Here is a 12,397-nt window from a genome sequence, read left to right on the forward strand (position 1 = left end):
TCAGTTGCCGCCTTCCTGCCTGCAACCGGAATTATTTAGGGTATATGTTAGCGTCGGCAGCTTTTACCGAAATGGAGAAATACGTGAAAATTCAACGCAGCGGTTCCCAACCTTCTCGTCCAGGTCCAGAGGATTATTTCACCGGCAAAGTGCGCATTGACGCGCCATTTACCGGCAGCGCACCGGCCCGCATCGGCGGCGCGACCGTGACCTTTGAGCCAGGAGCACGTACCGCCTGGCACACGCATCCACTTGGACAAACGCTGATTGTTACCCAAGGGCGAGGCTGGATCCAGGTATGGGGCGACGAGATCCAGGAAATGAATCAGGGCGATATTGTTTGGATCCCGGAAGACGTCAAACACTGGCACGGCGCGACACCGGATACTGCCATGACCCATATTGCAATCGCTGAGTCACTTAACGGCAGCCCGGTTGACTGGATGGAAAAGGTCAGTGACGCACAGTATCAGAAATAGAGCTGTGACAATCATAATGAAATATATTCGGAAACTGCCTCGGCGGTGCGTGGAAAAGAAAGGCTATAAGTCCTTACCTGATTTAGATGATGGCGAATAAGAGACAGCTCTGGGAGTTGAAGGTGGTAATGGGTTGAATTCCCTTTCGCCGATCAAAGGGGAGATGGTTCCTTACAGAATCATAAATAGGCCATTTTGGTCAGTGCTTAAAATGGCCCGACATTATTTTTCGTGAACGGATGGATGCTTTCTAAATATTCTCGTGTTGGCCTGCTCGATAGAGGGAAGTTCTTGCCATATCGCAGCGTTGCCCAAGAAGTGGGCCACATTACTGTCATGACAGAGCGACAGATTGGAGCAGGCAAAAACACCCTGTGGTATCAAATGCTGATATATCTTTTCGAGCAGACCAAACTCAAGCGCAAACCCGTCAAAGAAGACAAAGTCATAATCTTTTCCCAGTTTATCTATAACATTATCAAAATCACCTTGATGCGTGGTTATCTTCTCGGAGAGGCCCTGGAAATTGAAATTATGTCGTGCAAGAGTGATATTAACCTCATCAAGGTCAATCGTATCGATAATGGCCTTGGGTGACGACAACGCCATCACACAAGAGGTGAATCCAATGGCCGTACCGAATTCAAGTATGCGTGAAGGCTGTAGTTTACTGACAGTATTATACAATCCTGTTGCATCTTCGAAGACGTACGACCAATTTCCTCTTTTCTGCTGTAGCCTTTTCGTTTCCTGATAGAGCCTGTTCAGAGATGAGAGGATAGGATGATTTGATATATTTCTGGAGGTCATAGTTTAGCTCTTTGTTAGCGGTATTCATCCGATGACGAATACCGCCGATGATTAATTAAAACTTGCTGAAAAAATTCGAGATATGAGGAACTGCGGCGTCGACGGTCAAGGGATCTTGATAAAACTGAAGTTGGTTTCTGCCACCAAACCAGACCAACTGCTTGGTGCTGCTGCCGATGCTGTCGAACAGGCGGCGTGGAATATGTTCACCGCTGGCCGCACGCTCACTATGAACCATCAAAACCGGTTTGTTCAGGCTGGCGATCGCTTCGCTGCTATCGCGAGCCCAGATACCCGCTTCGCTCATGCGGGTCATTTTGTTTTCCCACCGGCCTCGGTGATTTGCCAAAACATCATGTTGCGCCCAAGGAGCATAGAAATTGTAAATAGCCTCCGCGGTGAGATAGGCGGATTTATCCTCGGTGCTTACCACGGGGATATACTCAACCTCACCCGTTTCTTCGAAGCGTTTTTTCGCCTTGAGCGCCAGGCCAACCCGGGTGTCTATTGCCTCTTGCGACTGCAGATAAAGCATCCATGTTTCTGGCACCAGATACTGGCCAGCAACCAGGGCGGTGGCGCGGATTAGCGGATTGGCGTTGACCGCGTCAATAGTCCAGTTCACGCCCTGGCATATGCCGAGTGCGTAAATGTGTTCTTCATCAACGTTGTCCAACTGTGACAAATAAGCGACCGCAGCATTTAAATCTTCGGTTTTATTTACGCCCCAGTCGTAACCGCGTGGTTCACCTGCGGATTCGCCAAAACCCCGTGGGTCAAAGATCAGGACGGTGAAGCCATATTTGACCAAACGACTGGCGTACTGCAGCGGAGCCTGCTCTTTCACATAACTGATCGGCCCCATGACTGCGATGGCCGATGTGCGGTTAACCGATTTTACTGGTGAAAAAAGATTGCCTACAATTTCCACACCCTGGCTATCAAAGGTGATGCGCTCGACAATATAATCAGTGACCTGCAGACGGGATGCGCTGTCCCAATCCTGAGTTTTAAATAGACCCGTATTGGTTCTGGTGAGAAAACCAGGTTCGGAGCCGGCATTTTTCGCTTGGGAGATGTCGTTCATCATTGTACTCCTTATAATCCCAGTTCTTTTGCTATCGTCAGGGCGAACACTTCCAAATCACCCGGATTTCTTGAGGTGATCAGTACCCAACCATTCTCGTCCGAGCGGACCACGGAAGCATCGATCCAACTGGCACCGGCATTGGTCAAATCTGTTTTCATTGTGTGGTAAGAGGTGAGTTTCTTACCTTTCAGACGATCGGCCTCGACTAACAGCCAGGGCGCGTGGCATACGGCCGCTACGGGTTTCCCTGCGTTGATGAATTCGTTGACCAACCTTATGGCGTGTTTATCGATGCGAATGTTGTCGGCATTTACCGTGCCGCCTGGAATGACCAATGCGTCGAAGTCGCTGGCTTTAATCCCCTCGTCAAGCGGCAGATCGGCATTAATGACTTCGTCTTTGTCGGTGTCATTAACAAACGTCTGTACGAATAAACTGTCTGCCGCTGCGTGTACCACCTCAGCGCCTTTGGCGGTAAGACGGTGCAGAGGAATAAGCAGCTCATCCTTTTCCACACCTATTTTATAAGTGATAAAAAGGATCCGTTTATTAAAATTGGGCATAGGTTCTACCTTATTCTTGAGGTTCGATAGCGATAATAGCAACGGTAAACTGTGCCGAACCAGTCTCTGACAGAGCTACCTTGTTACAATGACCTGTGTAGGTAAGATATTTTTATATTTATTAACCGGTTATGCTTGCGGTGAGTTTTGTAGTTCGTTCAATATTTTGGTGAAGCATTGCTCCTGCCTTTTTAATTCCAACAAAAATTCATGCGGTGTGAGCCGGTGGTCTATCCCTGTAAGATAGGCTAGCGCTAATTCTTTAGCCGTGTAATGATTAAACTGATACATATTAAATCCTTGGCGGAGTGAAAATGATTTTTTAAGAGGGGGCAAGTGATATAACATTAGTGCTCTTGTGAAGATTAAAACAGTCTTTTTTAGTACCACTTTGTTAACTACATCAAGGTTAATTTAGGTAGGGTTATGTTTCTGTTATGAAAATCAAGAGAATCTTTCCCTATATTAAAATTCGACCTTGATGAAATTAATTAAATATTTATAATTTTTGGCGTAGTATGATAACAATGACTCTAACGGAACAGGATGTTGTATGAATATGTTGACCGAACAGATCCGTAGTTTCTTTTACAGCAGGCGATGTCACCTGAAACCTGCTGATCTTGGCATTGCGGATGACGGGAAAAAGAGAAGGGTCAAAGGATTACGTCGGGATGAACTGGCTGAGTCGGCTGGTTTGAGCGTTGAATACTATACCAAGTTGGAACAGGGGCGCGTTAATAATCCGTCATTGCAAACGCTTTCGGTGCTGGCAGATGTGTTACGTTTAGATGCATCAGAGCGGCAATACCTGTATTTATTGTTTAATCGTGAACGGCCTCTGGCTTCAGCTGCGATACAATCGGACATTGAGACGCTCCAATTCTATATTGAATCATTTGTATTGACGCCCGCTTATTTCCTGGATGCAAGGCTCGATATCATCAGCCCCAACTTTTTGGCAAGAAAGCTTATTACCGGCACGGCTGCGGATGTGAAAGTGTTGAATCTGGCCAGGGTGGTTTTTCTTGATAAAGAGGCAAGGAACCGATACGGCACCTGGCGTGAGAAGGCTGAGGACACAGCGGCTATGCTGCGTTTTGCAATAGCACTGTTTCCCCAAGATCCGTATCTTTTTGATTTGCATGCCGAACTGTATGAGCGAAGCGATTTGTTCAGGATGTTATGGAATCAGCATCGTGTATTAGAAAAAACCAACGGCTATCGGCCACTATTTCATCCGGATGGAACGATGCTTGAAACCTCGTATGAGACATTTACGCTTAATCAAAACCCTTCATTGCGTTTGGTGGTTTATTTTCCAAAGGATGCAGCGACCCGAGAGCGTCTTTCGGCCTTACAGCAATAGAAGATTTCGGAAAACTGGCCAAGAATAATATATTGCTATTTTTGGCCGGTCTGCATTAAAAAACGCATGCGGTTTCCAAGTGGATTAATGAGGTTTTGGCGTCTTTCTGGTTTACAATTAATTTCTTAGCTGCGTGAGGAATATAAATAGACATTCCGACTGGCTAATGCCACAGCTTTGTTAATTTCTTTTTTAATGTCATGTAATTATAAATATAGAGTTGGGAGGTGAAATGAAATTACATCAGTTAAGCTTATTCTGCGCCATTGTTGAAAATGGGACTATTGCTGCTGCTGCAAAAAAACTGAACTGTGTCCCATCCAACATAACTATACGCCTGAAGCAACTCGAGGATCAGTTGGATACCAAACTGTTTAATAGAGAAAAAAATCGCCTGTTGATAACGCCGCAGGGCCGTATACTTTACCGCAATGCAAAAGACTTGCTAGAACGTTCCATGGATATTAAAAAGTTATTCAATAAAAATGCCGAAGTGCAAGGGTTTTTTTTTATAGGCGCTCTAGATGGCGTACTCTCGGCTCACATGCCATCATACATCGTCAATCATCGAATCAAGCACCCGAAGGTTGAGTTAAACATAAGATCTGATAATTCCTTAAGTCTGGAGAGAGACCTTCTTGATGGAGCCTTGGATTTAATTATATGCGATGGGCCAATAGAGCACCCATTACTTTCCAGTTCTTTAGCGTTTAAGGAAAGTCTTGTGTTGATTGTGCCACCGTCATTGCCTGAAACAATCACACTGAGTCTTCTGGAGACGCTGGATCTTTATACATTCAGAAAAAGCTGTAGTTATCGTCATCAGATAGAAAATTGGCTCTCAAGCAACCATGTTACGCCTAATATGGTGTTAGAAATGGAGTCTTATGATGTCATTACCGCATGTGTAAGTGCCGGCTTGGGTTTTTCGTTGGTTCCTGAAAGTATTTTAGAAAAACAATCGCTCTGCAAGCATGATGTTCAAACAATTAAAATACCTGAACTTAACACTAATGATGTGTTTTTTGTTTGGCGTAAAAGCGATGATAAATCGGATTTAATTTCTGACTTCATATCAGAGAGTGTCAGCTAATGATATTGCATGGGTAAAATAACGGATATGTAATTAATTGTCAGGCAGAGTGACTTGTGTTATCGATTTTACTGGTTGCGTCAAAAATATTCATGGGCAGTGGCTTTAAAATAATGGCCACTGCCCACTCAATGATTGGATTTTTCTCGGAAGATCCCATTGACCTATAGAGTTAAAAATTAAATACGGATTTCACTCTTTTCAGTAAGCCAGAGAAAATTAAGATAATATGATTGATTCCTGTATTGTAGACTCCCTTAGCAGAATAGAATAAAAACGAGGGGTAATATCAATCTATTATACTAGGACACTCATTGCATTAAGTAAGTTACAAACTTATACATCAATACTCATCCACTTCACCTGGCTCTGATTTGAAGGTCGGAACGCCTTTAACACCAGAGTAGGTCAATATCAGCACCGTTTCTGTGTTTCCACTAATACCACGATGCACACCACCTACTGTCTCTGGGAATGCCTCGCCTGCGTTAAAGGTGATTTTTTTACCTGAGTCTCGATCTTCGAGTGTTAGCTGTCCTTTTAGTATATACCCCGTATTAGGATACGGGTGCGTATGCCAAGGAAGGGCAGTGTTTGCAGGTATTGTCATCCTAATGACCCTTAAATCAGGCTGACCAGATGGGTAACTCTTATACGGAGTTCCATCCCAAGATGAGGTGCTTTCAACCAACTGTTCTACTTTGGCCGATTCTGTTTTTTGGTCTTTGGAGAATGCTGATGTGGATGTTAGAAGAAAAAGCAATGATAAAATAATTTTACTTTTCATGTGTGACTCCAAAAATGTGCACGTAAAATTACGTTTGTGAATGAAGGATGTTTTTTGCATTTGACGGGGGATTTATATCAATGCTTATTCACGGGTGAAAGTGACTTTTTTTAAGTGTATCGGTTACTATTCTGCATTGAATAAATAATTACATCTTGAGAGTTTGTTTTTCTGGCATAAACAAATTGTCCGTTAGCGGCCCGTATTATACGGGCCGTATCATCACATCAGGCGGTTAGCTGTCTAGCCCACCGAGGCACAGGTACTTAATCTCAAGATAGTCCTCGATGCCGTATTTTGACCCTTCACGCCCCAAGCCGGAGCTTTTGACCCCGCCGAACGGCGCGACCTCGGTGGAGATCAACCCTTCATTGATGCCGACGATACCGTATTCCAGAGCTTCTGCGACGCGCATCACGCGGCCAATATCACGGCTGTAGAAGTATGATGCCAGGCCAAATGGCGTATCGTTGGCCAACTCAATGGCCTCGGCTTCATATTCAAAGCGGATCAATGGCGCTACCGGGCCAAAGGTCTCTTCATGGAAGATTTTGGCCTGACGCGGCACGTCGGTCAGGATGGTGGGCAAAAAGAAGTTTTTGCCCAAGGCATGCGGTTTTCCCCCCAACAAAACCGATGCGCCGTGCTGCACCGCGTCAGCGATATGTTCACTGACCTTTTCGACGGCAGCGGAGTTAATCAAGGGCCCGATGGTCACGCCATCGTCCATGCCGTTACCGACTTTCAGTTTTTCTACCGCGGTTTTCAGCTTTTCAGCAAAGGCATCATAAATGCCGTCCTGTACCAGGAAACGGTTGGTGCACACGCAGGTCTGGCCGGCATTACGGTATTTAGAGGCCACGGCGCCGATGACAGCGGCATCCAGATCGGCATCGTCAAACACGATAAATGGCGCATTGCCACCCAGTTCCATACTGGTCTTTTTGATCGTAGGCGCACACTGTGCCAGCAACTGTGCGCCCACCTCAGTACTGCCGGTAAACGAAAGCTTGCGCACGTCTGGGTTGGCGGTCAGCTCTGCACCGATGGCCTGGCTTGGGCCGGTAATCACGTTGCAGACCCCCGCCGGTAACCCCGCGCGTTCGGCCAGCACCGCAATGGCCAGTGCCGAGAATGGCGTTTGGCTGGCAGGGCGGATCACGCCGGTGCAGCCTGCCGCCCAACCGGGACCGGCCTTGCGGGTGATCATGGCAGCAGGAAAGTTCCAGGGTGTAATGGCGGCGAAAACCCCAATCGGTTCTTTCTGCACGATAATGCGGCGGCCGGGCTGGGGTTGCGGGATGGTATCGCCGTAAACGCGTTTGCCTTCTTCGGCAAACCACTCAATAAAGGACGCCGCATAGGCAATCTCACCACGGCTTTCGGCCAGCGGTTTACCCTGTTCTGCGGTCATGATACGAGCCAGGTCGTCCTGATTTTCCATCATCAGTTCAAACAGGCGGCGCAGCTTACCGGCGCGTTCTTTGGCGGTCAGCGCACGCCAGGCTGGCTGGGCTTTCTTGGCGGCGGCAATCGCCCGTGCTGTTTCCCTGGCACCCAAAGCCGGTACCTGGCCGATCAATTCACCGGTTGCGGGATTGTGGATCTTGATACTCTGGTCATCTTTGACCGGCAGCCATTGCCCATCGATATAGTTGGCTTCGCGGAACAGTGAGGCATCTTTGAGGGTGGCAGAGAAGTGATTGCTCATCGGTTATCTTCCTTTTTCAGAATTCAACACAGGGTGACCTATCCCAAACGGCTACCCTTTACCCTAGCAAACTTTCCCGGCTTCATTTGCCCCATCCGTGGCAAGAAATCAATTTACTGCCTTGAGCACCTTCTGTACAAAAAATGCCCGCGTTCGAGACGATACTGACATTAGCAAGTCTATGACCCTTTTTGAAATGACCATACCCTGGGAATTTCACGCTGTAGTCACCAACGCGGCAACGTGAAAGGCGAAGGGGATAAAAGGAGTGTGCAGAATGATGACTTCAGTGAATCGGCACCTTGCAGTCCATAGCGGCAGTAATATGGATTTTTTGGCTTCAAGCATTGCATTGATGGAGTGGCAGGGACGGGAGATTGACGCCGAGAACGTGGCCGGCAATATGTCTGAGTCTCAAAGCCGTTTGTTCTTTGAACGTTTGAATTATTTCCGCCAGCTTTATCAGGCGGCTTCGACCTTAGAACACAGCGTCTAAACGACCTCAACCGACCCCGCCAGAGCGGGGTTTTTTATACCGGCCATACCCCGGTATTCAGCGTTGCCGGTGAATACTCCAGATTGCGGCCGCGCCACGGCAGAGCCTGAGAAAAGCGCCATGCACTGCGTATATCGAAACGCCAATAGCGTTCAGCGCCCACTACGCCGTGCCCAATTTCCGTTTGCCAGAGAATTTGGGTTTCCCCTTGCAGGTGCAAAATATCCCCATGCTCAAAATCGACAAACAACAATGCCGCACGCGGCTCCGCAAGCAGATTACCCAGCGTATTCATATACCGGTTGCCACGAAAATCGGGTATCCACAGGGTATTACCCGCCAAATAAATAAAACCCGGTTTACCACCGCGGTGGGAGATATCGACCCCACCTTGTGCCAGCGCGGTGTGGGCGCAATTGGCGACAAAACAGGTATCAGCCTGGCGGATTAACCTTTCAGCGGACGCGTCCAATGTCAGGAGCTGTTCAATCGACGTAGGTGAGCCGCTTACCGGATACAGCTCACGCCGTTGAATATACTGCGGGCAGTTACCAAAACTCTGTCTGACGTCGATCTCAATACGGTTCTTGTCGGTGCGTCCAATAATACCGTTGACGCGGTTACGACGCCGGTTGCTGAAGTCCAACCCCAACGCACCCACCGCTTTACCCGTTTCCAACGCAGCCTGCGCGGGATCGTCACTTCGCCGAGGGGCGCTGATGCGCAGGTGGCAGTTGTCCGGCGTGCGCAGGAAACCGGGCGGGCCGCAGAACAGTGTTGCCACTGGCCAATCTTGGTTGTCCAGTGTGGCGACGAACAGATAAGGCAGGGCAGCGAAAAACGCGCGATGCTGCTCTGGCATGCTGGGGTAAATGCCGCCACTCACCCGATCAAACCCGGCTAACGTCTGGGCGCGCAGCTCGTCGGGATGAAACACCGGTTGGCTCATCCGTTACCTCTTGCCGGGTTCCGGCAGCGTTGGCATGGCGAAGAAACCGGGCAGCGCAGCGATACGTGCCACCCAGCGTTGAATCGCGGGATAGGGGGTCAGAGCAATGCCGCCCTCCGGGGCCACCGCGACATAGCTGTAGCAGGCCAGATCGGCAATAGTGGCATTATCAGTTGCCAGAAACTCACGGTCGGTCAGATGTTGTTCCATCTGTGGCAGAAAACGGGCGGCGACCGCCAGTGCACTCTGATAATCCTCTGGCGCAGAGAATTGCGCGATCAAACGGCTTGACGCTGGCCCATAGCGTACTTCTCCGGCGGCTTTGGATAACCATTCTTGCACCTGAGCCGCCGCGAAGGGGGATTCCGGCAGCCAATGGCTGTCCGGGGCGTAGCATTTGACCAGATACACCAGAATGGCATTACTGTCGGCCAGCACCTGGGCGCCATCTTCCAGTACGGGGATCTGGCCAAAAGGGTTCAGGCGGCGAAACTGCTCGCTCTGACGCACCTCCGCCCCGGCCTCGATAAATTCATACGGGAGATCAAGCATCCGCAATAGCAGCGCCACACGGTGAACATGGCCGGAAAGCGGGGTACCGTAAAGTTTCAGTTTTTGCATGGTAAGGCTCCTCAACAATTATTATCAGCATACTCTTGCAGACAGCGAGCGAAATCCGGCAATGTGGAAATTGATAATTTCACTTTATGGAACAATCTATGGATCGGTTGGACGAACTGGCGATCTTTGTTGCGGTGATCCAGCAGGGTAGCCTCGCCGCTGCCGGGCGCAAGCTACGGCGTTCCGCACCGGCGATCACCCGGGCCATTGCCTCACTGGAGCAGCGCTTGGGTGCCCGGTTGGTTGAGCGCACCACCCGGCGGCTGGCACCAACCGAGGCGGGGTTACGCCTGATGGAACGCGCACAGGTATTGCTGCATGAATATCAGGCTGCCGTGTTGGACACGGCGGATACTCAGCTCACGGGCCTGTTGCGGATCACATCGCCGGTGCAGTTTGGGCGCAAGCATGTGGCACCGGTGGTGATGGCCTTTCTCGACCGCTATCCGCAGATGCAGATTGAGCTGGTGCTCAACGATCGCAATCTGGACTTGATCGATGAAGGGCTGGATGTGGCAATACGCATCGGGCATCTGCAAGATTCCTCACGGGTGGCGCGGCGGCTGGGGCAGGTCTCCAGGGTTACGGTCGCCAGCCCGGCTTATTTGGCACGGCGCGGGGAACCTCAAGAACCGGCGCAACTGGCGGATCATGACACCATCGTCGGTACCCAACGGGCGTCGCTGCGTGAATGGCGCTTTGGCCCACAGGAAAATGGCGAGCGGGTGCGCTTGACGCCGCGCTTGCTGCTTAACGAGGTTGAAACGCAGTTATTGGCGGTGCGCGCAGGCAAAGGCATCGCTCGGCTGTTGTCGTACCAGGTTGCGGACGATTTGGCGGCGGGTACGCTGGTGCGTCTATTGCCGGCCTATGAACCCTTGCCAATGCCGGTGCAATTGGTGGCTCAGAACGTACAGAGAATGCCGCTAAAGGTACGCACATTTTGGGATTATGCCTGGCAAGAACTCAGCCAATTAGCGCACATTCAACCGGTAGAATAATAAAGGCCACGACCCAATAAGTTTAACCAGTGAAACTTATTGGGCGGGCAAAAAGATTTATATTACCCGACCCGCATTGCTGTTGTTCCCTTCTTGACAATATTATTCCCGGTGCTAATAGTTAACGCATATCTTAAATAATAAACGAAGTTTAATATATGAAACTTGTTCCAGGGGATTACGACAACGGCGCTTCGGTGGACAATGAAGATGAGATCCTGACGTCGTTTCAAACACGAAGTCAGGAAGTTTATCGCCAAGTACGTAGTGAGCGTAATATTGCCTACGGCAATTCTCCACGGGACGTTTTCGATTGGTTATATTCCGACAAAGCGCATAAAGGCACATTAATATTTATTCATGGCGGCTATTGGCAATTTTGTAATAAAGATGATTTTGCTTTTATTGCCGACGTGCCGCTGTCGTTGGGTTTTGATGTTGTGCTGCTGGAATATACACTGGCACCTTACGCCACGTTAGACGATATTTGCCGGCAAACGGGGGCCGCACTGAGTGCCGTTCAACAACGGCTGGGGCAGGATAATTCAGCGCCGGTTTATCTGTGTGGGCATTCTGCGGGCGGGCATCTGGCAAGCTTTTGGCAGCATCATGAGGTCGTCGATGTGGTGTTGCCCATCAGCGGTATTTTCGAACTGGCGCCTTTGTTAAACACTTATGTTAACCGGCAATTGCAGCTGACCCCACAGCAAATTGCCCGGCTGAGCCCGGCGCGTCATATTCCTGAATGTATAAAGCCCATGACGTTATTTTATGGCGACGCAGAGTTGCCGGAACTGATTGGCCAGTCGCAGCACTATTACACGGCACTGCATGAAAAACACCTGCCCGTCAGCCTGGTTCCGGTTGCCGGTGCGAACCATTACAACGTGCTGGATTCGTTGTTCGCCAGGGATGGGGCACTGATCCGCCAGTTAATCACCACGGGGAAATAAACCATGCGCACTATCATCGACACGGGCCTGCCGGAGATTGGCCAACCTTTTTCCTGGGCGACCAAAGGTGGCGGCATGTTGTTCACCGCCCATGGCCCGGTGAGGTCCGACGGCACGATAGAAACAGGCGCGCCGGAAAAACAGATTACCCTGACATTCGATAATCTTGCACAGACGCTGAAGGCGGCAAATAGCCACAGCGACAATGTCTTGCAGGTTATTGTTTATCTCACCGATGTGAATGACGTTAAATTACTCGATGAAATCTATAAGAACTATTTTAATTACCCTTATCCCAATCGCTCAACGGTGATTGTAGATAAATTGGTGGTGCCAGGAATGAAAATAGAAATAACGGTGAGTGCCGTCGACGAATAACCTATCGCAATAACATTTGACGGTGCGGTTCAGTGAGTCGCACCGTTAAATGCATGAGATATATTCTTGAGTAAGTTCACCTGAGAATTCATTAAAT

At 49.3% G+C, this 12,397-nt stretch carries 14 protein-coding genes; 7 read left to right on the plus strand and 7 right to left on the minus strand.

Features of this window, described 5'->3' with window-relative positions; all coding sequences use genetic code 11:
• The first annotated feature begins 83 nt into the window (after positions 1-83).
• The gene (locus ACI2J2_RS02070; RefSeq protein WP_404759313.1) at positions 84-479 is read left to right on the plus strand and encodes a cupin domain-containing protein; all 396 of its coding nucleotides are present in this window, start codon (positions 84-86) and stop codon (positions 477-479) included.
• Between the two features lie 222 nt (positions 480-701).
• Here ACI2J2_RS02070 and ACI2J2_RS02075 read toward each other — a convergent pair whose 3' ends face one another.
• From ACI2J2_RS02075 to ACI2J2_RS02085, 3 genes are read right to left on the minus strand one after another with little or no spacing between them, the layout of a single operon-like run.
• Complete coding sequence (locus ACI2J2_RS02075) at positions 702-1,289, minus strand: O-methyltransferase (RefSeq protein WP_404759314.1); 588 nt, start codon at positions 1,287-1,289, stop codon at positions 702-704.
• 55 nt (positions 1,290-1,344) lie between these two features.
• Positions 1,345-2,379, minus strand: coding sequence for an alpha/beta hydrolase (locus tag ACI2J2_RS02080; protein ID WP_404759315.1), 1,035 nt, complete (start codon positions 2,377-2,379; stop codon positions 1,345-1,347).
• Between the two features lie 8 nt (positions 2,380-2,387).
• A complete protein-coding gene (locus ACI2J2_RS02085) occupies positions 2,388-2,942 on the minus strand; it encodes a DJ-1/PfpI/YhbO family deglycase/protease (protein WP_404759316.1) in 555 nt (184 codons plus the stop codon).
• Positions 2,943-3,495: 553 nt separating this feature from the next.
• Between ACI2J2_RS02085 and ACI2J2_RS02090 the strand changes: the two genes are divergently transcribed.
• Together ACI2J2_RS02090 and ACI2J2_RS02095 are read left to right on the plus strand one after the other, a co-directional pair.
• Entirely contained in the window at positions 3,496-4,311 is an 816-nt protein-coding gene (locus tag ACI2J2_RS02090; RefSeq protein WP_265554047.1) for a helix-turn-helix domain-containing protein, read from the plus strand.
• A gap of 232 nt (positions 4,312-4,543) precedes the next feature.
• The gene (locus ACI2J2_RS02095; protein WP_404759317.1) at positions 4,544-5,404 is read left to right on the plus strand and encodes a LysR family transcriptional regulator; all 861 of its coding nucleotides are present in this window, start codon (positions 4,544-4,546) and stop codon (positions 5,402-5,404) included.
• Between the two features lie 343 nt (positions 5,405-5,747).
• Here the strand turns inward: ACI2J2_RS02095 and ACI2J2_RS02100 are convergent, their stop codons facing one another.
• Positions 5,748-6,191 (minus strand): cupin domain-containing protein, encoded by a 444-nt coding sequence (locus tag ACI2J2_RS02100; RefSeq protein WP_265554042.1) that lies wholly within the window; start codon positions 6,189-6,191, stop codon positions 5,748-5,750.
• A 235-nt stretch (positions 6,192-6,426) separates the two neighbouring features.
• Positions 6,427-7,902 carry an NADP-dependent succinate-semialdehyde dehydrogenase gene (gene gabD, locus ACI2J2_RS02105; RefSeq protein WP_404759318.1) on the minus strand — a complete coding sequence of 492 codons (1,476 nt, stop codon included), beginning with the start codon at positions 7,900-7,902 and terminating at the stop codon, positions 6,427-6,429.
• Between the two features lie 277 nt (positions 7,903-8,179).
• Here gabD and ACI2J2_RS02110 point away from each other — a divergent pair, with 277 nt between their 5' ends.
• Entirely contained in the window at positions 8,180-8,398 is a 219-nt protein-coding gene (locus ACI2J2_RS02110; RefSeq protein ID WP_209635750.1) for a glycogen synthesis protein, read from the plus strand.
• A gap of 34 nt (positions 8,399-8,432) precedes the next feature.
• On the opposite strand, the gene ACI2J2_RS02115 is transcribed toward ACI2J2_RS02110, so the two are convergent.
• Positions 8,433-9,347: a pyridoxamine 5'-phosphate oxidase family protein gene (locus tag ACI2J2_RS02115; protein ID WP_404759319.1), complete on the minus strand. Its 915-nt coding sequence runs from the start codon at positions 9,345-9,347 to the stop codon at positions 8,433-8,435.
• 3 nt (positions 9,348-9,350) lie between these two features.
• Entirely contained in the window at positions 9,351-9,968 is a 618-nt protein-coding gene (locus ACI2J2_RS02120; RefSeq protein ID WP_404759320.1) for a glutathione S-transferase, read from the minus strand.
• 98 nt (positions 9,969-10,066) lie between these two features.
• On the opposite strand from ACI2J2_RS02120, the gene ACI2J2_RS02125 reads away from it, so the two are divergent.
• From ACI2J2_RS02125 to ACI2J2_RS02135, 3 genes are all read left to right on the plus strand, one after another.
• Entirely contained in the window at positions 10,067-10,969 is a 903-nt protein-coding gene (locus ACI2J2_RS02125; RefSeq protein ID WP_209635744.1) for a LysR family transcriptional regulator, read from the plus strand.
• A 158-nt stretch (positions 10,970-11,127) separates the two neighbouring features.
• Positions 11,128-11,922 (plus strand): alpha/beta hydrolase, encoded by a 795-nt coding sequence (locus ACI2J2_RS02130; RefSeq protein WP_404759321.1) that lies wholly within the window; start codon positions 11,128-11,130, stop codon positions 11,920-11,922.
• A gap of 3 nt (positions 11,923-11,925) precedes the next feature.
• Positions 11,926-12,300 (plus strand): RidA family protein, encoded by a 375-nt coding sequence (locus ACI2J2_RS02135; protein WP_209635740.1) that lies wholly within the window; start codon positions 11,926-11,928, stop codon positions 12,298-12,300.
• The last annotated feature ends 97 nt before the right edge of the window (positions 12,301-12,397 follow it).

The organism is Serratia sp. NPDC087055 (genome assembly GCF_044900985.1).
Taxonomy (GTDB): Bacteria; Pseudomonadota; Gammaproteobacteria; order Enterobacterales; family Enterobacteriaceae; genus Serratia.

What these genes read in the sequence shown, in the direction of transcription:
- ACI2J2_RS02080 (WP_404759315.1), bottom strand. Translation starts at nt 2,379, where the DNA reads ATGATGAACGACATCTCCCAAGCGAAAAATGCCGGCTCCGAACCTGGT.
- ACI2J2_RS02090 (WP_265554047.1), top strand. Translation starts at nt 3,496, where the DNA reads ATGAATATGTTGACCGAACAGATCCGTAGTTTCTTTTACAGCAGGCGA.
- ACI2J2_RS02120 (WP_404759320.1), bottom strand. Translation starts at nt 9,968, where the DNA reads ATGCAAAAACTGAAACTTTACGGTACCCCGCTTTCCGGCCATGTTCAC.
- gabD (WP_404759318.1), bottom strand. Translation starts at nt 7,902, where the DNA reads ATGAGCAATCACTTCTCTGCCACCCTCAAAGATGCCTCACTGTTCCGC.
- ACI2J2_RS02095 (WP_404759317.1), top strand. Translation starts at nt 4,544, where the DNA reads ATGAAATTACATCAGTTAAGCTTATTCTGCGCCATTGTTGAAAATGGG.
- ACI2J2_RS02110 (WP_209635750.1), top strand. Translation starts at nt 8,180, where the DNA reads ATGATGACTTCAGTGAATCGGCACCTTGCAGTCCATAGCGGCAGTAAT.
- ACI2J2_RS02085 (WP_404759316.1), bottom strand. Translation starts at nt 2,942, where the DNA reads ATGCCCAATTTTAATAAACGGATCCTTTTTATCACTTATAAAATAGGT.
- ACI2J2_RS02125 (WP_209635744.1), top strand. Translation starts at nt 10,067, where the DNA reads ATGGATCGGTTGGACGAACTGGCGATCTTTGTTGCGGTGATCCAGCAG.
- ACI2J2_RS02100 (WP_265554042.1), bottom strand. Translation starts at nt 6,191, where the DNA reads ATGAAAAGTAAAATTATTTTATCATTGCTTTTTCTTCTAACATCCACA.
- ACI2J2_RS02130 (WP_404759321.1), top strand. Translation starts at nt 11,128, where the DNA reads ATGAAACTTGTTCCAGGGGATTACGACAACGGCGCTTCGGTGGACAAT.
- ACI2J2_RS02075 (WP_404759314.1), bottom strand. Translation starts at nt 1,289, where the DNA reads ATGACCTCCAGAAATATATCAAATCATCCTATCCTCTCATCTCTGAAC.
- ACI2J2_RS02135 (WP_209635740.1), top strand. Translation starts at nt 11,926, where the DNA reads ATGCGCACTATCATCGACACGGGCCTGCCGGAGATTGGCCAACCTTTT.
- ACI2J2_RS02115 (WP_404759319.1), bottom strand. Translation starts at nt 9,347, where the DNA reads ATGAGCCAACCGGTGTTTCATCCCGACGAGCTGCGCGCCCAGACGTTA.